At 71.6% G+C, this 20,542-nt stretch carries 20 protein-coding genes; 9 read left to right on the top strand and 11 right to left on the bottom strand.

The genetic code is table 11. From position 1 onward, the window contains the following. Window positions 1-6: 6 nt before the first annotated feature. Both AB0I67_RS24665 and AB0I67_RS24660 read right to left on the bottom strand, forming a co-directional pair. Window positions 7-3,399, bottom strand: coding sequence for a protein kinase (locus AB0I67_RS24665; RefSeq protein WP_357927665.1), 3,393 nt, complete (start codon window positions 3,397-3,399; stop codon window positions 7-9). A gap of 47 nt (window positions 3,400-3,446) precedes the next feature. Further along, window positions 3,447-3,968 carry a shikimate kinase gene (locus AB0I67_RS24660; protein ID WP_357927663.1) on the bottom strand — a complete coding sequence of 174 codons (522 nt, stop codon included), beginning with the start codon at window positions 3,966-3,968 and terminating at the stop codon, window positions 3,447-3,449. A 37-nt stretch (window positions 3,969-4,005) separates the two neighbouring features. On the opposite strand from AB0I67_RS24660, the gene AB0I67_RS24655 reads away from it, so the two are divergent. After that, a complete protein-coding gene (locus AB0I67_RS24655; protein ID WP_357927661.1) occupies window positions 4,006-4,251 on the top strand; it encodes a hypothetical protein in 246 nt (81 codons plus the stop codon). Between the two features lie 118 nt (window positions 4,252-4,369). On the opposite strand, the gene AB0I67_RS24650 is transcribed toward AB0I67_RS24655, so the two are convergent. From AB0I67_RS24650 to AB0I67_RS24640, 3 genes are all read right to left on the bottom strand, one after another. After that, the gene (locus AB0I67_RS24650; protein WP_357927659.1) at window positions 4,370-6,199 is read right to left on the bottom strand and encodes a transketolase; all 1,830 of its coding nucleotides are present in this window, start codon (window positions 6,197-6,199) and stop codon (window positions 4,370-4,372) included. Window positions 6,200-6,264: 65 nt separating this feature from the next. Further along, window positions 6,265-7,278 carry an SDR family oxidoreductase gene (locus AB0I67_RS24645; protein WP_357927657.1) on the bottom strand — a complete coding sequence of 338 codons (1,014 nt, stop codon included), beginning with the start codon at window positions 7,276-7,278 and terminating at the stop codon, window positions 6,265-6,267. Further along, window positions 7,275-7,544: a hypothetical protein gene (locus tag AB0I67_RS24640; RefSeq protein ID WP_357927655.1), complete on the bottom strand. Its 270-nt coding sequence runs from the start codon at window positions 7,542-7,544 to the stop codon at window positions 7,275-7,277. Before AB0I67_RS24640 ends, AB0I67_RS24645 begins: the two co-directional genes overlap by 4 nt. 82 nt (window positions 7,545-7,626) lie before the next feature. Here AB0I67_RS24640 and AB0I67_RS24635 point away from each other — a divergent pair, with 82 nt between their 5' ends. The 4 genes from AB0I67_RS24635 (at window position 7,627) to AB0I67_RS24620 (ending at window position 11,241) form a co-directional block, all read left to right on the top strand. Continuing rightward, complete coding sequence (locus AB0I67_RS24635; RefSeq protein WP_357927654.1) at window positions 7,627-8,619, top strand: DNA topoisomerase IB; 993 nt, start codon at window positions 7,627-7,629, stop codon at window positions 8,617-8,619. 47 nt (window positions 8,620-8,666) lie between these two features. After that, window positions 8,667-8,915 (top strand): BON domain-containing protein, encoded by a 249-nt coding sequence (locus tag AB0I67_RS24630; protein WP_357927652.1) that lies wholly within the window; start codon window positions 8,667-8,669, stop codon window positions 8,913-8,915. Then, window positions 8,899-9,630: a metallophosphoesterase gene (locus AB0I67_RS24625; protein WP_357927650.1), complete on the top strand. Its 732-nt coding sequence runs from the start codon at window positions 8,899-8,901 to the stop codon at window positions 9,628-9,630. Before AB0I67_RS24630 ends, AB0I67_RS24625 begins: the two co-directional genes overlap by 17 nt. 78 nt (window positions 9,631-9,708) lie before the next feature. Further along, on the top strand, window positions 9,709-11,241 hold the full coding sequence (locus AB0I67_RS24620; RefSeq protein ID WP_357927648.1) for a Coagulation factor 5/8 type domain-containing protein: 1,533 nt from the start codon (window positions 9,709-9,711) through the stop codon (window positions 11,239-11,241). Here the strand turns inward: AB0I67_RS24620 and AB0I67_RS24615 are convergent. Further along, window positions 11,231-11,380 (bottom strand): GPGG-motif small membrane protein, encoded by a 150-nt coding sequence (locus AB0I67_RS24615; RefSeq protein ID WP_020543887.1) that lies wholly within the window; start codon window positions 11,378-11,380, stop codon window positions 11,231-11,233. The two genes, AB0I67_RS24620 and AB0I67_RS24615, sit on opposite strands and share 11 nt — an antisense overlap. 61 nt (window positions 11,381-11,441) lie before the next feature. Here AB0I67_RS24615 and AB0I67_RS24610 point away from each other — a divergent pair, with 61 nt between their 5' ends. Beyond that, entirely contained in the window at window positions 11,442-12,386 is a 945-nt protein-coding gene (locus AB0I67_RS24610; RefSeq protein WP_357927647.1) for a TIGR03557 family F420-dependent LLM class oxidoreductase, read from the top strand. On the opposite strand, the gene AB0I67_RS24605 is transcribed toward AB0I67_RS24610, so the two are convergent. Together AB0I67_RS24605 and AB0I67_RS24600 are read right to left on the bottom strand one after the other, a co-directional pair. After that, window positions 12,353-12,883 (bottom strand): DUF6328 family protein, encoded by a 531-nt coding sequence (locus AB0I67_RS24605; protein ID WP_357927645.1) that lies wholly within the window; start codon window positions 12,881-12,883, stop codon window positions 12,353-12,355. The genes AB0I67_RS24610 and AB0I67_RS24605 overlap by 34 nt on opposite strands. Further along, entirely contained in the window at window positions 12,880-13,347 is a 468-nt protein-coding gene (locus AB0I67_RS24600; protein WP_357927643.1) for a DUF1360 domain-containing protein, read from the bottom strand. The genes AB0I67_RS24605 and AB0I67_RS24600 overlap by 4 nt, the downstream gene beginning before the upstream one ends. An 81-nt stretch (window positions 13,348-13,428) precedes the next feature. Between AB0I67_RS24600 and AB0I67_RS24595 the strand changes: the two genes are divergently transcribed. After that, complete coding sequence (locus tag AB0I67_RS24595; protein ID WP_357927641.1) at window positions 13,429-14,004, top strand: nucleotidyltransferase; 576 nt, start codon at window positions 13,429-13,431, stop codon at window positions 14,002-14,004. A gap of 60 nt (window positions 14,005-14,064) precedes the next feature. Here AB0I67_RS24595 and AB0I67_RS24590 read toward each other — a convergent pair whose 3' ends face one another. Next, window positions 14,065-14,427: a PRC-barrel domain-containing protein gene (locus AB0I67_RS24590; RefSeq protein ID WP_357927639.1), complete on the bottom strand. Its 363-nt coding sequence runs from the start codon at window positions 14,425-14,427 to the stop codon at window positions 14,065-14,067. Window positions 14,428-14,571: 144 nt separating this feature from the next. Between AB0I67_RS24590 and AB0I67_RS24585 the strand changes: the two genes are divergently transcribed. Both AB0I67_RS24585 and AB0I67_RS24580 read left to right on the top strand, forming a co-directional pair. After that, complete coding sequence (locus AB0I67_RS24585; protein ID WP_357927637.1) at window positions 14,572-15,618, top strand: acyltransferase; 1,047 nt, start codon at window positions 14,572-14,574, stop codon at window positions 15,616-15,618. An 87-nt stretch (window positions 15,619-15,705) separates the two neighbouring features. Next, window positions 15,706-16,521, top strand: coding sequence for an SAM-dependent methyltransferase (locus AB0I67_RS24580; RefSeq protein ID WP_357927635.1), 816 nt, complete (start codon window positions 15,706-15,708; stop codon window positions 16,519-16,521). Window positions 16,522-16,884: 363 nt separating this feature from the next. Here AB0I67_RS24580 and secA2 read toward each other — a convergent pair whose 3' ends face one another. Beyond that, window positions 16,885-19,038, bottom strand: coding sequence for an accessory Sec system translocase SecA2 (gene secA2, locus AB0I67_RS24575; RefSeq protein WP_357927633.1), 2,154 nt, complete (start codon window positions 19,036-19,038; stop codon window positions 16,885-16,887). Between the two features lie 158 nt (window positions 19,039-19,196). Then, on the bottom strand, window positions 19,197-20,285 hold the full coding sequence (locus tag AB0I67_RS24570) for a DMT family transporter (RefSeq protein WP_357927631.1): 1,089 nt from the start codon (window positions 20,283-20,285) through the stop codon (window positions 19,197-19,199). Between the last annotated feature and the right edge of the window lie 257 nt (window positions 20,286-20,542).

The raw sequence follows: 20,542 nt of genomic DNA, 5'->3' as shown, positions 1-20,542 counted from the left end.
CTGCGCTCAGCACAGGTCGGTGCGGTAGGCCGTCTCCGGGATCCACCGCTCCCACTCCTGCCGGCTGAGCCCGCCCCCGGCCCGCTCGCAGACCTCGGCCACCGCCAGCGCCGGATCCACCGGCGAGTCCTGGACGGAGCCGTCGGGCAGCACGCCCAGCAGCCGGCGGCCGTCCTGGCTGAAGGCCAGCTCCCTGGAGTACTGGCCGATCGGCACCTGGCCCAGCTCGCGCAGCGTGGTGACCTCCCACAGCCGCACCCAGCGGCCGTTGACCGCCAGCAGCCGGCCGTCGGGGGAGAAGCGCAGCGCGTTCACGTTCTCCCCGGCCGCCAGGCTGCCCGCCTCGCGGCGCTCGGCCACGCTCCAGAGCTGGATCCGGCCGTCGTTCAGGCCGTAGGCCAGGCTGCGGCCGTCGGGGGAGAAGGCGATCGAGGTCGGCGCCAGCCGCGCCACTCCGGCCTTGTCGCGAGCCACCCGCCCGGTCGGCAGGTGGATGAGGTCGGCCCCGGCGGCGAGGGTCTGGCCGTCGGGGGAGAAGGCCAGCGCGGTGACGCGCTCGCTGCGCACCGTCCGGGTCAGCTTGGCCGCGCGCACGTCCCAGACCTGCACGTCCTGGTTGCCCGCCGCGGCCAGCGTGTCGCCGTCGGGGGAGAGGGCGATCGTGGTGCGGTACTCGCCCACGTCGAGCTGGGCGATGCGGGTGCGGTCGGCGACCGTCCAGACGGTGACCGGGTCCCCGGCGATCGCCATGACCTTGCCGCCCGCCGCGAACGCGGGCGCGCCCTTGGCCTCGATCCGGCCGAGCGGCCGGCGCAGCTCGGCGTCGGTGAGCTCGATCGTCGCCCCGGCCTCGGCCGCGACGACCTTGCCGTCGGCCGACAGCGTGGTGACCGCGCTGTCGGCGGCCAGCTCGGGCCGCGGGTCTGGCCGCTCGACCGCGCCGGAGACGTCCAGCGAGACCACGCTGCCGCCGTCCTTGAGGTAGGTGAGCCGCCGGCCGTCGGCGGAGAAGGCGAAGTCGCCCCCGGCCTCGTCGGCCGGGTAGCCGGCCAGCAGGTGGCCGTCGGACAGCCGCCACAGGTCGAAGCCCTCCTGGCTCTCGATCGCCAGGAAGCGCCCGTCCGGGCTGAACGCGGGCGCGGTGGCCGCCGTCGCGGCCAGCAGCTCGGGCTCGGCCCGGCCCTTGGCGGTGTCGACCAGCACGGTGCCCTGGCTGCCCACGATCGCCAGCCGCCGCCCGTCGGCGCTGAAGGCCGCCGGTGGCGGCCCCGCCTCGCGGGTGACCGGCGGCTCGACCTTCCCGGAGTAGGTACGGCGGCGCGTGCCGACCTCCCACAGCTCGACCCGGCCGGTGTGGTCGGCCACGCACACCCAGCGCCCGTCGGCCGAGGCGGTCACCGCCTTGCCGGTCACGTCGAGCAGCTCGTCGCCGGTGGTGGCCGAGTAGAGCCGGTCGCGGTCGGCGGCGGTGACGGTGACCAGCCGCCCGCCGTACAGCCACACGTAGTCGCCGGCCGGCAGCCCCTCGCCGACCTGGCGGCCGGTGGCCAGGTCGAGCACGCGGGTGGCGCCCTCCCGCACTCCGGCGATCAGCGCGCCGTCGGGGCTCAGCTCGCTGGCGCGCTGCAGGTCGGCCGGGACGGTGTGGTCGGCGATCCGGGCCCCGGTCGCCACGTCCCAGCGGGTGACCCGGTCGCCGAGCCATCTGACCAGGCCGCGGCCGTCGTCGGCGAGCTGGTAGCGGGCGCCGGTGTCGGCCTCGGGGTCGGTGAAGACGGCCAGCTCCGGCTGGGCGAGCGAACGCTGGAGCGCGGTGCGGGCCTCGAAGACCGGCGAGACCTTCCAGGCCGCCACGCTCAGCCGCATCGCCGCGCGCGGGTCGCTGCCGCGCACGCTGTCGGCGCGGGCGGCGATGGCCCGGGCGTTGGCCTCGGTGAGCTTCACGGACAGCTCGCCGTGCTGGTGCAGCACCAGCAGCGAGGCGGCCACCGCGACGGCCAGCATCGCGGCCAGGCCGATCGTCGCCATCGCACGGAACCGGCCGCGCCGACGGGCCTGGGCGCGGGCGGCGGCCAGGTAGTCGCGCTCCAGCCGGTTCGGCGCCAGATGCCGGCGGCCGGTCGCCGCCCAGGTGAGCGCCTCGTCGAGGGCGGAGCCGTGCAGCAGGTCGGCCCGCCGCCGGTCGCGCTCGGCCCAGCGCCGGGCCGCCTCCCGGAGCCGCCGGTGGGTGGGCAGGCCGTCGCGGTCCTCGGCCACCCAGCCGCGCAGCCGCGGCCAGGCGTGGAAGAGCGCGGCGCTGGCCGGCACGACCGAGCCGTCGCCCACGGCCACGAGCTTGCCGGTCTCGGTGTCGGTGGGCGGGACCGGGATGCTGCGCCGTAGCAGCAGCCCCTTTTCGGTCAGTCGTGAGATGAGCTCGGGATCGTCGATCTCGGCGGCGGGCAGCGGGCGGACGGAGTCCTCGCCGAGCATGCGCAACAGCAGGCCGGGCAGCGCTTCCTGCTGGGCGGGGGTGAGCGTGGCGTAGAGCTCCTCGGCGCGCTCGCCCAGCGGCCGAGCCGGCGCGGGATCCGGCGGCGGGGCCAGGTCGGCGAAGCCCGCCCGCTCCGGATCCTCCCCCTGGCTCGCCCCGCGGTCGAGCAGGCCGAGCAGGAGCTCCTCGGCGCTGGGCCGCTCGCCGGGGTCCTTGGCCAGCGCGCGGCCCACCAGCTCGCGCAGCGGCCCGCGCAACGGGCCGAGGTCGGGATCGACGGTCAGCACCCGGTGCATCACCCCGCCCAGGCTCTCGGCCTGGAACGGGTCCTCGCCGGTCGCGGCGAACAGCACCACCCCGCCCCAGGCGAAGACGTCGGAGGCGGCGCTCGCCCGCGCGCCGGTGAACACCTCGGGGGCCATGTAGGTGGGCGTCCCGGCGGCGAAACCGGTGCTGGAGGTCTGGCCGAGCCGGGCGACGCCGAAGTCGATCACCCGCGGCCCGTCCGGGCCGAGCAGCACGTTCTCCGGCTTGAAGTCGCGGTGCACCACGCCGGCCCGGTGCACCGCGGCCAGCGCGGTGGCCAGGGCCGCGGCCAGCCGGTCCAGCGCGCCGCCCTGGTAGGGGCCCTGCCGCTGGACCGCCCGGCGCAGATCAGGCCCGGCCACGAACTCGCTGACCAGGTACGGCTGCGGCCCCTCCAGGCGTACCTCGACCACGCGGGCGGTACAGAAGGAGGCGACCTTGCCGGCCGCCTGCGCCTCCTTCGCCATCTGGTCGGGCACGCCGTAGTGCAGGACCTTGACCGCGAAGCGCCGGCCCTGCTCGTCATAGGCCTCGTAGACGATGCCCTGGCCGCCCGTGCCGAGCCGCCCCGCCAGCCAATAGCCGCCGAGTCGCTCCGGATCCCCGGGAAGCAAGCGCATCGTCACTGCAGCTTAGATGCTCTCGTTCCGCGATTGGTTCTGTCCGATTATTCGGTGATCCCGGGCTTCGGGCTGTCCGAAACCAGGGCTTGGAGGATCTGCTCGGCCGCCTGTTCCGGCGTCTTCGAGCCGACGTCGACCTTCACGTCGGCCACCCGCTCGAAGTACGGCTGCCGCCGCGCCCGCATCACCGCCGGGTCGAAACCGGGGCGGTGCGTGCCCGACTTCATGCGCTCGCGGAGCACGGCGTCGGGCGCGTCGAGCCAGGCGACGAAGGCGCCGCTGTCGTGCAGCGCCTGCCGTACGCCGGGGTCCTCCACCACGCTCGCCGCGGCGGCGATGACCTGGGGCCTGCGCAACGCCTCCAGGACGTGCGCGGCCTCGCGGGCGTGCAGGACCGACGGGTCCTGGCCGGCGGCGAGTTCGGCGGCCGTGGCCCGGTGATGGTCGCGCAACCAGGGGTCGCTGTCGCTCAGGGGCAGGTCGAGGGCACGGGCCAGCAGTGTGCTGACGGTCGTCTTACCGGAGCCCATCAGGCCGATCACCACGACGGGTTTGTTTTTCGACATGGGGATAGAAGTTCCTCGGTGCTAAGGAGGTAATCCGATGACAATCGCCGGAAGCATCGTGCTCATCATGCTCGGCGCCATCCTCACCTGGGCGGTCGAGTTCGACATCGCGGGCCTGGACATCAACATCGTCGGCGTCATCTTGATGATCGGCGGTATCGCGATGATGCTCTTCGGCCTCTACCGGGTGCGGGTGACGAGGGAGATCGTGCATCCCACCGCGCCGGAGCGCACTCGCGAGACCGTGTACGAGGAGCGCCGCATCGTGGACCCGGAGGTGTGATCCCCCGATCGCCCCGATCCCGCCCGCCTCCCTCGGCCGGCCGACCACTCCAGGTCGGCCGGTTTTCCTTCGTCCCGCCGGAGCCGGGCGGACCGGCCCGATCCGGCGGGACGAAGGCTCAGCCGGCCAGGCGCCGGACGGCGGAGACGATGGCCGAGCGGTCGATGCCCGCCTCGGCGAGCTGCTCGGCGGGCGTGGCCGAACCGGGCAGGCCGCGCACGGCCAGCTTGATCACGCGGGGCCCGAGCTCGGCGACCGCGTCCAGGACGGCGTCGCCCAGGCCGCCCTCGGCCCGGTGGTCCTCGACGGTGATGAGCGTGCCGGTGGTGATCGCCGCCTCGCGCAGCGCCGCGACGTCCACCGGCTTGACCGAGTAGAGGTCGATCACGCCGACCGCGAGGCCCTCCTTGGCCAGCTCGTCCGCCGCCGCCAGCGCCTCGTGCACGGTCACCCCGGCGGCCACCACGGTGGCCCGGTCCTCCGCCGAACGGCGCAGCACCCGCGAGCCGCCCACCGGGAACCGCTCGCCGGCCGGGTAGATCACCGGAGTGTCGCCGCGCGTGGTGCGCAGGTAGGAGACCCCGTCCAGGTCGGCCATCTCGGCGACCAGCGCGGCGGCCTGGTTGGCGTCGCACGGGTAGAGCACGGTGCTGCCGTGCACGGCGCGCACCATCGCCAGATCCTCCAGCCCCATCTGGGACGGGCCGTCCTCGCCGATCGCCACCCCGGCGTGCGAGCCGATCAGCCGCAGATCGGAACCGCTCACCCCGGCCATCCTGATGAAGTCGAAGGCCCGGGAGAAGAAGGCGGCGAAGGTCGCCGCGTACGGCACCCAGCCGCGCGCCTGGAAGCCCATCGCCGCCGCGACCAGTTGCTGTTCGGCGATGTAGCACTCGACGAACCGCTCGGGGAACAGCTCGGCGAAACGTTCGGTCTTGGTGGAGTCGGCCACCTCGCCGTCGAGCGCCACCACGTCCGCGCGGGCCGCGCCGAGCGCCGCCAGGGCCTCGCCGTAGGCGGTGCGGGTGGCCACGCTCTGGCCGCGCTCGAACTCCGGCAGCTTGAGCGAGGCCAGCTCGCGCGGCGGCCGGGGATCGGCCGGGTCGGGCCGGCGCACCTCCACAGTCAGCCGGCGCTCGCCGCCGAGCTCGGTGATCGCGCGTTCGGGGTCCTTGAGCGGCTTGCCGTGCGCGCCCTCCCGGTTCTCCACCTCGTTGACGCCCTCGCCCTTGCGGGTGCGGGCCAGGATCACCGTGGGGCGGCGGCGGGTGCCGGCCGCGTCGGACAGCGCGTAGTCGATCTCGCCCGGGTCGTGCCCGTCGATCTCGATGGTGTGCCACCCAAAGGCGCCGAAGCGCCGGGCGTAGGCGCCGGTGTCCCAGCCGTGCCGGGTGGGCCCGCGCTGGCCGAGCCGGTTGACGTCGATGATCGCGGTCAGGCCGGCCAGTCCCTCCTGCCCGGCGTGCTCGGCCGCCTCCCAGACCGACCCCTCGGCCAGCTCGCTGTCGCCGCACAGCACCCACACGTGGCTCGGCGAACGTTCCAGGCGCGCGGCCAGCGCGACGCCGACCCCCACCGGCAGTCCCTGGCCCAGCGAGCCGGTCGCCACGTCCACCCACGGCAGGCGCGGTGTCGGGTGGCCCTCCAGCCGGGAGCCCAGCTTCCTGAAGGTGAGCAGCTCCTCGTCGCTGATCGCGCCGGCCGCCTTGTACAGCGAGTAGAGCAGCGGCGAGGCGTGCCCCTTGGAGAAGATCAGGTGGTCGTTGCGCGGGTTGCCGGGATCGGCGAAGTCATAGGTCAGATGGCAACTGAACAACACCGCCATGAGATCGGCAGCCGACATCGACGACGTCGGATGGCCCGATCCGGCCGCCTCCGAAGCTCTGATCGAGTCCACTCTGAGCTGTGCAGCCAGGTCGCACAGGAATTGCAGGTCTCGTTCGGGCATCGGGGCCTCCTCGTGGTCTTCCCGCTCGCGCCTACCCCCCGACGCGGCGGTTAACGTCAGGTAGGTCAGCGCCGGGTCACGCGCCGGGCGAGAATCGCTCCGCCGAGGGCCGCCACACCCGTCGCGGCGAGGGCCGCGCGGCGGTTGCGGCTGAACCACAGCTGAAGGCTGCGCGGGTGGGCCCGCTCGTCGAAGGAGCCGTGCGCGCCGAAGTCACGCGAGTCGTCCAGCGGCTCCCACAGGTTGCCGGTCCGGTCGCCGGGCGGCTTGCCGCCGCCGTCCTGCTGCGCCGACTCGCCGGTGCGGGCCAGGTAGCGGTCGAGCAGCGCGGGCGCGGCCCGGTTGGCCAGCAGCGTGAGCACCGTGGACAGGCCGGCCCAGTACTCCTTGCGCTCCGGGCGCTCGGCCGCCAGCAGCAACGCCTCGGCGGCCACCTCGGGCTGGTAGATGGGCGGCACGGGCCGCGGCCGTCCCGCGAGCTTGGAACGGACCCAGTCGAACTGCGGGGTGTTGAGCGCGGGCAGTTGCACCATGGTGACGTGCACGCCGCTGCCCTCGGCCAGCAGTTCGGTGCGGACCGACTCGGTGAAGCCCTTGATGGCGTGCTTGGCGCCGCAGTAGGCCGACTGCAGGGGGATCGCCCGGTAGGCGAGAGCCGACCCGGCCTGGACGATCGCGCCCCGGTCGCGCGGGCGCATGAGGTCGAGCGCGACCTTGGTGCCCCACACGTAACCGAGATAGGTCACCTTGGTGGTGCGCTCGTACTCCTCGGGGGAGATCTCGGTGAACCTGGCGAAGACGGAGGAGAAGGCGGCGTTGATCCACACGTCGATGGGGCCGATGTCGGCCTCGATGCGCTCGGCTGCCTGCCGTACCTCGCCGTAGTCGGCGACGTCGGCCTCGTAGACGACGGCCTCGCCCCCGGCGACGCCCACGTCCACGGCGGCGGCGCCCAGGCCGGTGGCGCCGCGGGCGATCAGCGCCACGCGGGCGCCCCGGGCGCCGAGTTCACGCACCACAGCGCGACCGACGCCCCCACTGGCGCCGGTCACGACCACCACTTTCCCGGCCAGACTCACCCGGCCTCACCCGCACCTCTGCTGCGCTGGCGGCGCAGTGCGAGGACGATGTCCACGATGGTGATCACCGCCACGATCCCGGCCGCCCAGGTCAGCCCGGGCGCGTGGGCGATGAGCCCGAGCACCCCGATGGCCAAGGCGAACACCAGGATGAACGAACCCACCCGGATGTGGACGACATCCCGCGGGGTCGCGGGCACCATGGGCTTGCCGGACTCCGAGTACTCCTCGGGCCGCACGTCCTCAGGGCGTTCATTCTGGGCCATATCGTTCCCTCCTGCCATTCGCTCTCCCTCTGCCCGCTACCCCCACCGTTTGTCCCATAACCCGGCGGGTAGCCCGTCCGACGTGCCCGAACTGCGTCCCAGCGATCAGAACGAGCCCGGAATCGTCCGCCGGAGGCGTGGCCGGGGGTTCAGTTACCACTACCCGGACGGCCGGCGCGTGCGCTCGGTCGCCGTGCTGCGCCGCATCCGTGCCCTGGTGATCCCGCCGGCGTGGACCGAGGTGTGGATCTGCGCCGACCCCGCCGGCCACCTCCAGGCGGCCGGCACCGACGCGGCGGGCCGCCGGCAGTACCGCTACCACGACCAGTGGCGCGAGCAGCAGGACCGGCTGAAGTTCGACCGGGTCCTGGAGGTCGCCGAGCGGCTGCCCGCCTTCCGCGAGCAGGTCGACCGCCACCTGGCCCAGCGCGGCCTGACCCGGGAGCGGGTGCTGGCCGCCGCGGCGCGCATGCTCGACGTCGGCTTCTTCCGCATCGGCACCGAGAGCTACGACACCTTCGGCCTGGCCACCCTCCGGATGGAGCACGTGACCTGCGCCAACGGCTCGGTGACCTGCTGCTACCAGGCCAAGGGCGACATCTCCCAGGAGATCGTGGTCAGCGACCCGGCGGTCTGCTCGGTGATCAGGTCGCTGAAGTCGAAGGCCGGAGAGGGCGAGCTGCTGCGCTACCGGACCGACGGCGGCTGGGTGGACGTGCGCAGCCAGGACATCAACGACTACCTGCGCGAGACGGCCGGGTGCGAGATCACCGCCAAGGACTTCCGCACCTGGCACGCCACGGTGCTGGCGGCGGTGGGCCTCGCCGTCTCCAAGCACTCGCGGGGCCGGCGGGCGGTCGCGCGGGTGATGAAGGAGGTCTCGGAGTACCTCGGCAACACCCCGACGGTCGCGCGCACCTCGTATGTGGATCCCAGGGTGGTGGAGGCCTTCGAAGAGGGTAGGACCATCCCGCTGGACAGCCTCGGCGACGGCACCGACCTGGGGCAACCGGCCACCCATGGCGCGGCGGAACAGGCCGTGATCAAGCTGCTGCGCGCCCGCCGGACGGTTTGACCCCGGTGCGGGCGGGCATGCGGCCCTTCTACCGAGGGAGGCGAGCGATGGAGGCTCCGCAGTACATCGCGGCGAGAGTGCAGAAGGCGCTGGCCGAGGACGGACGGACCCACGAGCTGGGCATCAGGGTCGACGTGCGCGGTGACCAGGTGTTCCTGCGCGGCCAGGTGTCCGGCGAGGAGCACCGCCGCGTCATCGGTGAGGTGGCCCAGGAGACGGCACCGGACCTGCACGTCCACAACGAGATCAAGGTGGTGGACGTGACGAGGCCGGGGGAGGATGAGCATCTTGACTGAGATCCGGATCGCAGCGGTCGGAGACGTGCACCTGGGCGAGGACGTCCGGGGCAAGTACCGTGAGCGCCTGCGCGGGATCGAGGAGCGCGCCGACGTCCTCATGCTCGCGGGCGACCTGACCCGGCACGGCACCGCCGAGGAGGGCCGGCTGGTCGCGCAGGAGTTCAAGGACCTGCCCGTCCCGGTCGTCGCCGTGCTCGGCAACCACGACTACCACTCCGACCAGCAGTACGAGATCGCCGCCGAGATGCGTGACCACGGCATCGTGGTCCTGGACGACGACAGCCACGTGCTGGACTGCGGCCCGGTCAAGATCGGCGTGGTCGGCGGCAAGGGCTTCGGCGGCGGGTTCGCCGGCAAGTGCGCCAGCGAGTTCGGCGAGCGCGAGATGAAGAACTTCGTCGCCCACACCCGGCACATCGCCGAGGCCTGGCAGCACGCGCTGAAGGAGGTCCAGGCGGACCGGAAGATCGTGCTGAGCCACTACTCGCCGGTCAAGGAGACTCTGGAGGGCGAGCCGCCCGAGATCTACCCCTTCCTGGGCAGCTACCTGCTGGCCGAGGCGGTGGACAGCGTCGGGGCCGAGCTGATCCTGCACGGTCACGCGCACAAGGGCGCGGAGAAGGGCATGACGCCCGGCGGGATCCGGGTGCGCAACGTCGCGCTGCCCGTGCTCGGGCGGGCCTACGGGGTGTACTGCCTGAATGACGAGTGAGGCTCATATTGGGCCTTGACGGCCCGGAGTCATGGGCACACGCTGGGGGCGCCCCCCAAGTAGCCCCGCGAGGTGCCCATGCTCCGTCGTGCCGCTGCCCTGCTCGCCTTCCTCCTGCTCTTCGCGCTCGCGCCCCCCGCTGCCTCGAGTACGGCGGCGCAGCCCGTTCAGGGGTACGTCGACACCCACAACCACCTGATGAGCCACGAGGCCTTCGGCGGCCGGCTCATCTGCGGCAAGCCCTTCCACCCCGATGGCCCGGCCAGGGCCCTGCTCGACTGCCTCGACCACCACCCCAACGGGGAACTGGCGTGGTTCGAGAACTTCACCCGCACCGGCTCCCCGACCGGCACCCACGACCCGGTGGGCTGGCCGACCTTCCGCGACTGGCCGGCGCACGACTCGATGACCCACCAGCAGAACTACTACGAGTGGATCGAGCGCGCCTGGCGCGGCGGCCTGCGCATCATGGTCAACGACCTGGTCGCCAACCGGCAGCTCTGCGCGATCTACCCGATCAAGACCAACTCCTGCGACGAGATGACCACCCTCCGCCTGGAGGCCCGGCGCACCTTCGAGCTGCAGGACCACATCGACGCCCAGGCGGGCGGACCCGGCCAGGGCTGGTTCCGCGTCGTGCGCAGCGCCGAGGAGGCCCGCGCGGTCATCGCCCAGGGCAAGCTCGCCGTCGTGCTCGGCATCGAGACCTCCGAGCCGTTCGGCTGCCGCACCACGCTGGGCATCCCGCACTGCACCCGCGCCCAGATCGACCGCGGGCTCGACGAGATGCACGCGCTCGGCGTGCGCTCGATGTTCGTCTGCCACAAGTACGACAACGCGCTGTGCGGCGTGCGCTTCGACTCCGGCACGCAGGGCGCGATCGTCAACGCGGGCAACTTCCTGTCCTCCGGAAGCTTCTGGCGGGTCGAGCGTTGCACCGGCCCGGCGCACGACAACACCATCGTGCCGGGCGTGCTGCCCAAGGAGCTCTCGCTCGGCATCCCGCCGCTGCCGCTGTACCCGCCCGGCCCGCACTGCAACGTCAAGGGCCTGACCGCACTCGGCCGGTACATGATCGAGGGCATGATCGCACGCGGGATGATCGTGGAGATCGACCACATGAGCGTCAAGGCCGCGGCGCAGACGCTGGATCTGCTGGAGTCACGCGGCTATCCGGGCGTCATCTCCAGCCACAGCTGGACCGACCCCACCTACTTCCGCCGCATCTACCAGCTCGGCGGCATGATCACGCCGATCAGCGGGCACGCGGAGGAGTTCACCAGGACCTGGCGGGAGACCAAGGCCCTGCGCGACGAGCTGGGCAGGACCGGATTCGGGTACGGCATGGACGCCAACGGCATGCACGCCCTGCCCGGGCCGCGCGCCGGCAGTGCGGTGACCTACCCGCTGCCTGGTGGGCTGGCCCGCCCGATGACGGGCCAGCGCACCTGGGACTACAACGTCGACGGCGTGGCCCACTACGGCCTCGTCCCTGACTGGGTCGAGGACATGCGGGCCGTCGCCGGCGAGGATTTTGTGCGGGACATGGCGGCCGGCGCCGAGGCCTACCTGCAGACCTGGCAGGCCGCCACGACCCGCGCTACACGTTGAAGATGGAGACACCGCCCGGACCCACGAGGAAGCCCAGGACGATCAGGACGATCCCCCACAGGAGATCGCGACGAGCCAGGATCACGTAGATCCCAGCGATGACGAGGATTACCGCGATGATCCAGAGCAAAGTAGCCATGAGCTCACATCTGCCCTCAAAGGCCGTGCCTTAACGCACACCTCCAGGGCAGATATGTCACATGACTACTTTCGGTTACTTCCTCAGCAGCGAGGAACACGACCCCAAGGAGCTCGTACGGCAGGCCCAGGCGGCCGAGCGGGCCGGCTTCGAGGCGCTCTGGATCTCCGACCACTACCACCCGTGGCTTGACGTCCAGGGGCAAAGCGGCTTCGTCTGGTCGGTCATCGGCGCGATCGCGTCGGTGACCAGCCTGCCCATCACCACGGCCGTCACCTGCCCGCTGGTCAGGATCCACCCGGCGATCGTGGCCCAGGCGGCGGCCACCAGCGCCATCCTGACCGGCGGCCGGTTCCGGCTCGGGGTCGGCACCGGTGAGGCGCTGAACGAGCACATCCTCGACTCCCGCTGGCCGCCGGCCGCCGAACGCAGGGAGATGCTGGAGGAGGCGGTCGGCCTCATGCGGGAGCTGTGGAGCGGCAAGCTGGTCACCCACCGGGGCCGCCACTACTCGGTGGACACCGCGCGGCTGTACAGCCTCCCGGACGAGCCGCCGCCGGTGTACATGTCCGGCTTCGGGCCCAAGTCGGTCGAGCTGGCGCTCCGCATCGCCGACGGGTTCATCTCCACCGGCCCGGACGCCGAGAACGTCGCCCGCTTCAAGGAGGCGGGCAAGCCCGCCCAGGGCGGGCTCAAGGTCTGCTACGCCGCCGACGAGTCCGAGGCCCGCAAGACCGTCCACCGGCTGTGGCCCACGCAGGGCATCAAGGGCGAGTCCGCCCAGCTCCTGCCGCTGCCCCGGCACTTCGAGCAGCTCGCGGAAATGGTGACGGTCGAGGAGGCCTCAGCGCAGACGCCCTGCGGCCCCGACCCGGAGGTGCACATCCGAGGGGTGCGCGAGTACGTGGAGGCCGGCTTCGACGAGGTGTACATCAGCCAGATCGGCCACGACCAGGACGCCTTCTTCGACTTCTACTCCCGCGAGGTCTTGCCGGCGTTGCGCTGACCGCCGTTGCCGCGGCGGAGGTCGAGGATCGGCTGCAGCAGCCAGAAGTAGCCGCCCACCAGGGCCACGAGCGCGCCGAAGGCGACCGCCGTCGGATCGTTCAGCACGACCTCCGCCACCAGCGACACCGCCGCGGTCATCGCGATCAGCAGGAAGACCGCCCCCGCCACGCCGAGCGAGTTGGCCCGGTGCAGCATCCGCTCCTTCAGCCCCGTGCGGAAGATGAGCCGGTGCTGCGCCGCCGGGGTGATGAAGCACACGGAGGCCAGCGCCGAGCCGAGCAACGCGATGAAGAACAACCACAGGCCCGCGTTGTCCATCTTGGAGAAGCCCTGCTGGAAGGGCACGGTCAGCAGGAAGGCGAAGAGCACCTGCACACCGGTGACCGCCACCCGCAGCCCCTGCAGGAGTTCCTGCAGCTCGCGGTCCACCCGTTCCTTGTGGCTCTCGCCTGGCTCGCCGCGTTCGGCGTGCCGGTCGAGGCGCCCCTCGCTCACTCGGCCTCCTTCATCAGTTTCGCGTAGGCGAACTGCAGCCAGTCGGAGATGGCCACCGCGCTCATCGTCGCGCCGACCAGCCGGGTCAGCCGCGGCGCGAAGACCAGACCGGCCGCGTAACCGGTGGCGGTCCACTGGGCCAGGCAGAACGGGCAGGCCAGCAGTTCGCCGACGGCGTTGCGCGGCTCCTCCTTCAGCTCGGCCGGGCCGCTGACGCCCTGGTAGCGGGTGAAGGGCGCACGCAGCGGGCTGGTTACCGGGTCCTTGGCGATCAGCCTGGAGACCTTGTGCGTGCACATGCCCATGATGGCCAGGTCGAGCGGGCCCACCCGGTCGGGCGGTCGCCGGCCGGTCAGCGCGGCCAGGGCCGCGGCCAGGCCGACCGCTCCGCCGTACACGGCGAGGATCTTGAGATAGGGGGCCAGGGGCCCCTTGCGGTATTCGCGTTCCGTTTCCTCGAGCACAGCTCAGCGCTACCCGCCACGTGCAGGTCTACTCGTGGATCGTGGGGGTAGCTGCCGTACATGGGGAGCCACAGTCATGAGGTGACGGATGCGATTCTTGAGACGCTCAAGCGCGCCAGTTCGGGATTGAAGGACGCCGGCGTCAAGTTCGCCCTGGCGGGCGGCTGCGCGGCGTACGCCAGGGGCGCGGCCCCCTCCTTGCACGACGTGGATTTCGTGCTGATGGAGAAGGACGCGCCGATCGCGCTGGAGGCGCTGCGCGATCTGGGCTTCCGCACGCACAAGCCGCCCGAGGACTGGCTGGTGAAGGCGTTCGACGAGGACCGGCTCGTGGACCTGATCTACCGGGTCTCCGACAACCCGGTCACCGAGGAGTTGCTGGCGCGGGCCGAACCGCTCAAGGCCTCGGCGGTGATCATGCCGGTGCTGGAGGCGACCGACCTGGTGATCTCGTGGCTGATGCCGATGTCCGAGCACGCCTGCGACTACGGAAGCCTGTTGCCGCAGGTCCGCGCGCTGCGGGAGCAGGTGAACTGGGACCGGGTGGGGGCTGTGACGATGCGCTCGCCGTACGCCTTCACCTTCCTGACGCTGCTGGAGCGGCTGGGGGTGATCGACCACCCGGTGCGCCCGGAGGCCGAGGAGGACTGGCCGTAGACCGCGGGCACGGCAAGGGCCGCACCCCTGCTGGGGTGCGGCCCTTGTGGTCCGATCAGGTCAGAACGCGGTGCCCGGACCCTGCGGGAAGCGGCGGTAGTACTCGCCGACCCGGGTACGGTACTCAGGCTCCTTGAACGTCGCCTCGTCGAACTCGGGCGCGTCCTTGATCTCCGCCTTGGTGCGGGAGACGTAGACGTTGCGCTCCTGCGGGTCGATCTGCGTGATCACCGAGCCGGGAAGCAGGACCTTCTTGCCGAAGATCCACGGGCCGGTGTCGACGATGACGTAGCTCTCGCCGACCTCGTACGTGGCTTCGTCGATGGATCCGATCTTCCCGTCGGTGGCCTGCACGTGGTAACCGACCAGGTCGAGGCTCTTGCCGCGATCGTAGACGTCAGGGCGATAGTCCCAGAGCTCCATGAGGGAGTGCTCCTTTCGTCCGACTTTCTCGGGAAATTTCCTGCTACCCGGACACAAATTGGTAAACGTGGCTTAGCCTCTACGGCTGTGCCGTACCAACAGAACATCAACCAGCAGTCAAGGGGACCAGTCCACTCTTCTTCCGTGGAAAGGGACAGGCTCTACGAGGTCGACGCGCTGCGGCTGCTCGCGGCGCTCTGCGTGGTCCTGTACCACTACACCTTCTCCGGGTGGTCCAAGAACGAGACCGCGGTGGTCTTCGCCGCCGAGAGCACGGTCACCCGGTACGGCTACCTCGGCGTGGACCTGTTCTTCCTGATCAGCGGCTTCGTCGTGCTGATGAGCGCCTGGGGGCGCACGCCCCGGCAGTTCGCCGTCTCGCGGCTGGTGCGGCTCTACCCGGCCTACTGGTTCGGGATCGCGGTCACCTCGATCGTCATCCTGACCCTCGGCCAGGGGCTCTACCAGGTCACGCCGGTGCAGTTCCTGGCCAACCTGACCATGCTCCAGGCGGTGGCCGACATCCCCAACGTGGACGTCGTCTACTGGACGCTCTGGTCGGAGATGCGCTTCTACTTCATCATCCTGGCGCTGACCCTGGTCGGCATGACCAAGACCCGCGTGCTCGGCGTGATGTGGGGCTGGCTGGCGCTGACCTTCGCGGTGCAGGCCGGGCTGCTGCCGCAGGCCGCCGACCTGATGGTGCAGTCCGAGTTCTCGCACTACTTCGTCGGCGGCATGGCGCTGTTCCTGCTCTACCGCTTCGGGATGAGCTGGCAGATCGCGCTGCTGGTGCCGATCTGCCTGGGCAACGCGGTCTACCAGGCGGTCCGCTACGCCAACGCGGTGGGGGAGCGCTACCACGTGAGCTACTCGGCGGTCGCGGTCGGCGCGGTGGTCGTGGCCATCTTCCTGGTGATGACGCTGGTCGCGCTGCGGGTGACCAAGCCGCTGGGCCGGCCCGGCATGGTCACCGCCGGGGCGCTGACCTACCCGCTCTACCTGCTGCACGCCTCCATCGGCTTCGTCCTGTTCAACCTGCTCGACGACTACGTCAACGCCTACGTCCTGCTGGCCGGGGTGATCGTGCTGATGCTCGCGGCGGCGTACGGCGTGCACCGCGTGGTGGAACAGCCGCTCGCGCCCCGGCTCAAGCGCTGGGCCCTCGGCAAGCAGCCGGTTCCGGCCTGACCGTACCGGCCGGCCGGTAAGCATGGCCTGGGCCCGGCCCGGGGGGATACGATCCGCTGCACACCCCTACACGCTGCGGGAGCGGACATGACGCTCGGAACCGGCCATGAGTGGATCCCGCCCGGCATCGACGCCGGCCGGCCGAGCGTCGCCCGCGTCCACGACGCGCTGCTGGGCGGCACCGAGAACTTCGCCGTGGACCGCGCGGTCGCCGACCGGCTCAAGCAGGCCGTGCCCGAAGTGGTCGACCTCGTCTGGTGCAACCGCGCCTTCATCGGGCGCGCCACCGACCACCTCGTCCGTGAGGCCGGCATCACCCAGCTCATCGACCTCGGCTCGGGGCTGCCGACCATCGAGAACACCCACGAGGTCGCCCAGTGGGCCGACCCCCGTGCCCGGGTGGTCTACGTGGACATCGACCCGATGGTCGAACTGCACTCCCGTACCATCCTGCGGGAGAACGGCCAGGCCGTGGTCATCACCGCCGACGTGCGCGACGTCGACTCCGTGCTGGGCCACCCCGACCTTCTCCGGCTGATCGACTTCTCCCGGCCCGTCGGGGTGCTCATGGTCGGCCTCCTGCACCTCTTCCCCGACGACGCCGACCCCTGGAAGCTCGTGGCCGAGTACCTCCAGCCCTTGGCCTCCGGGAGTCACCTCGTCGCCTCCAACTTCTACGCCTCGCCCAGCCCGCAGGCCAAGGCGCTGGAGGCGATGCTCCACGCCACCATGGGCACCGGCCACTTCCGCTCCCGTGCCGCCATCGGGCGTTTCTTCAGTGGGCTGGACCTGGTCGACCCCGGCCTGGTCCCCTTCCCCCAATGGCGGCCCGACGGCCCACCCCCGGTCTCCCTTGCCCCGTGGGAAGAGATCCTCCTCGGCGCCGCGGCCCGCAAACCTTGACCTTCTTTGGGTCTGTGGCCCCCCGCCGCCCAGGATCATCCCCACCGCCGGGCTCCTCACCGCATTGGTGGACAGGGGGCATTGGTGGACAGGGGGCGCCCGGGGAAGCGACCCCCCGCCCCCACCGACCACCCCACCCAACCAATGCGGCGAGCACGGAGTCGGCGGGTGATGATCCTGTGCGGCGGCCAACCCACCGACCACCCCGCCCCAACCGATGCGGCGGGCAGGGGGTGCGGTGGGTGGTGATCCTGTGCGGCGGCCGACCCACCGACCACCCCGCCCCACCGATGCGGCGAGCACAGGGTGCGGTGGGGGGTGATCCTGTGCGGTGGCCGGTCAGGTTACGGTGCCCCCGAAGCCTCAGTTCCGGCGAGCCGCCGAGCTGACCCGCTTGGCGATCCGTTCCCACTCGGTCCCGAACGGGTTGTCGTTGATCATGTAAGTCCACGTAGCACTAGGCCGCCGCAGCTCAGGATCAGGCACCTCGAACGACTCAAGCGACCGCTTCTCGATCTCGGTCATAAGCTGCTTGTACTCCGCCACAGCCTCCCGATGGAACTCGTCCAACGGGCTCATCCGCCCCAGCGCCCGAAGATGGATCCCCTCCCGGAGATCCGTCAAAAACGCCAAATGCTCGGTCCAGCACCGATCAAGGTGGAACAGCACGATCTGCCGCGCCGTCTCGTCCCGGCTCTCCTCGGGCAGTTCGGCCCACCGCTCCGGATCCGCCCCCGACAGCGCCACGCTGGCCGAGTCCCCGTGCAGCACCTTGTCCCGCCACTCCAGCACCAGCTCCCGCTGATGCTCAAGCAGCCGGGTGTACCGCCAGGTGTTGCGGTGGATCTCCAGGTTGACGCCCTCGGCCACCCGCTGGGCGTGCCCCACCAGGTAGGCCCCCCGGCGGTGCCGTACCACCCCGTCCGGGTCCGCCGAAGGCGGCCGCTCGTCGGGCACGAACTGGGTGATCAGCGCGTCCTGCGTGCTGACGAAGAACACCGACCCCCCGGGATCCCCCTGCCGCCCGGCCCGCCCGCGGAGCTGGTCGTCGAGGCGGCTGGAGGCGTGCCGGCCCGAGCCGATCACGTAAAGTCCGCCGAGTTCGGCCACGCCGTCCCCGAGCCGGATGTCGGTGCCGCGCCCGGCCATCTGGGTGGAGACGGTGATCGCGCCGTGTTCGCCGGCGCGGGCGATGATCGAGGCCTCTTCGGCGTCGTTCTTGGCGTTGAGCACGACCGGCTCCAGCTTGCGCCGCTGGAGCAGTTTGGCGAGGTGCTCGGACTCGGCCACGTCGAGGGTGCCGATGAGGATCGGCCGGCCGCTCTCGTGGACCGCCTGGATCTCCTCCACCAGCGCGGCGATCTTGTCCGGTTCGGTGGGGTAGATGCGGTCGGGCTCGTCCTCGCGCACGCACGGCCGGTTGGACGGGATGACCGCGACCTTGAGCCCGTAGAACTCGCCGAGCTGCTCGCTGACCGCGACCGCGGTGCCGGTCATGCCGCAGATCTGCGGGTAGCGCCGGATGAGGCCCTGGACGCTGATCTGGTCGAGGATCTCGCCCTTCTCGGTCGGCGCCAGCGCCTCCTTGGCCTCGACCGCGGCCTGCAGGCCGTCCGGCCAGCGCTGGAGCAGTGCCACCCGGCCGCGCGAGGCGTTGATCAGTTGCACCTTGCCGTCGCGCACGATGTAGTCGACGTCGCGGGCGAGCAGCGCGTGGGCGTGCAGGGCGAGGTTGACCTCGATCAGCGTGCCGGGCTCGTTCTCGTCGTAGAGGTCGACGCCGAGCTGGTTCTCCACGGTGGCCGCGCCCTTGGCGGTCAGGTAGACGTTGCGGCCCTGCTCGTCGATCTCGTAGTGGTAGCCGCGCACCAGCGTGCGCACCAGGGCGGCGAGTTCGGGCGCGGTCGTGCCGAGCTCCGCCGCTCCGGCCAGCACCAGCGGCACCCGCGCCTCGTCGACCAGCACGGAGTCGGCCTCGTCGACCAGCGCCACCTGCGGGGCCGGGACGATGATCTGCTTCGGGTCGGTGCACAGGCGGTCGCGCAGCACGTCGAAGCCGATCTCGCTGACCGGCCCGTAGAGCACGTCCTTGGCGTAGGCCTCGCGGCGCTGCTCGTGGGTGGAGTTCTGGTCGATGTAGCCGACCGTGACCCCCATCGCCGCGTAGAACGGCGCCATCCACTCCGCGTCGCGCTTGGCGAGGTAGTCGTTGACCGAGATGACGTGCACGTGCTTGCCCTGCAGCGCGTAGCCCGCGGCGGCCATGGCGCCGGAGAGCGTCTTGCCCTCGCCGGTGGCCATCTCGGCGATGTGCCCGTCGAGCAGGGCCAGGGTGCCGATCAACTGCACGTCGTACGGCTTGAGCCCCAGGGTCTCCTCGGCGGCGTGGCGCGCGAAGGCACAGAAGCCCGCCAGGTCGGAGATGTCCGGCTTGTCGGGGCGCTTGCTCAGCTTGTTGGCCGCGTGCACCACCCGCTCGTACGACGTGATGCCCACGCCGCCCGGCCGGTCGAGCATGTTCCGGAAGAAGGCGGAAAGCTTCGAACGTCCGGATGGTTCAGCCGAGGCCCTTTTGCCGCTCACAGTCCCTCCAACGAGTGGTCGCCCGGGCCTGTTCCTTCGGGGGCCCACGGGCCGGGTCCGGTACGGCAGGCGCCGCCGTACCGGACCTTAGCTCATCGCGCCTCGTGCATGGTCAAGGCGACGACCGCCGCGAGGAGCACCACGCTGCCCGCGACCCCGGCCGGGGTCAGCCGCTCGCCCAGGAACGCCACCCCCAGCGCCGCCGCCCCGACCGCCTCGCCGAGCGAGATCACCGAGGCGGTGGTGGCCTTGACCGCGCTCAGCGCCCGGAAGAACAGCCCGTAGGCCAGGGCGGTCGGGATCGCGCCGAGGTAGAGGAGGAGCAGGAGGGACTCGAGGGAGAGTGACGGGATTATCCCCCCGGCGAGCAGGAACGGCGCCAGGCACAACGCCGCCACCCCGAACCCGCCGACCGTCGTGCGCGCCGGGTCGGCGTGGTGCCGCCTGCCGTACAGGGTGACGGCGGCGTACCCGGCGGCGGACAGCAACGCCATCCCCACCCCCACCACCGCCCCCGACGCCCAGGCCCCCTCATCCCCAGCCGGCCCGACCCCGGCCACCACCGACCCGGCCGCCCCGTTTCCAGCGGCCCCAACCTTGGCCACCACTGGTCCGGCCGCTTTGTCTCCAGCGCCCCCGACCCCGGCCGCCCCTGCGGTGGCCTCCTGGGCGGCGGTTTCGGCTGCGGTGGGGAGGCCGGTGGTCAGGAGGAGCAGCCCGCCGAGCGCCGCGGCCATGGCGGCCACCCCGGCGCGGGACAGCCGTTCGCCCAGGAACACCCGCCCGCCGAGGGCCGCGAACAGCGTGGTCGCCCCCATCGTCACCACCGTCGCCACGGCCACCCCGGTGGCCTCGATCGCGGCGAAGTAGGCGGTCTGGTAGACGGCCATCCCCACCCCGACGACCACCATGTCCTTGCTCACCCACCTGGACCGGGCGCTGCCAGGACGCGGGGACGCCGCCGCCGGGACGGAGAGGGGACGCCTCGCCCCGGGACGGTGGAACAGCCGGGCGGTGGCCAGCAACAGCACCCCGCCGATGAGGTAACGCCAGAGGGAGACACCGACCGGGTCGAGCCCGGCCTCGTCGAACAGCAGCTTGCCCGCCGCACCGCCGGTGCCCCAGGCGGCTGCGGCCACGCACACGTAGAACGCGCCACGCCGGGCGCTCAGGGAGTTCATGATGGATCGCTTCCGAAGGGAGTGTCTGAACAGGGCCCTGGAATGCGGGCAGCAGCCACCCCCGGATCGGGTCAGATCCGGATTCTTCGCGTCTTGGGGCCGCCCGCTAGCGAGCGGGGGGCGGAGAGATCACGTAATACGGCACCCGCCCACCCTAGCCGCGCCCTCTCGACCCCCGCCTCCCCAAATCTCCCGACCCGAAGGGGACTCCTTCGGGAGGAAGGGGCCCCTCCCGAAGGACCCACCCGCCCCTCCGT

Origin of the sequence: Nonomuraea sp. NPDC050310, assembly GCF_040655795.1 — a bacterium.
In the GTDB taxonomy this organism is placed as follows: Bacteria; Actinomycetota; Actinomycetes; order Streptosporangiales; family Streptosporangiaceae; genus Nonomuraea.
Note: the sequence above shows the minus strand (reverse complement) of the source record. Positions and strands in the feature narration are given on the sequence as shown.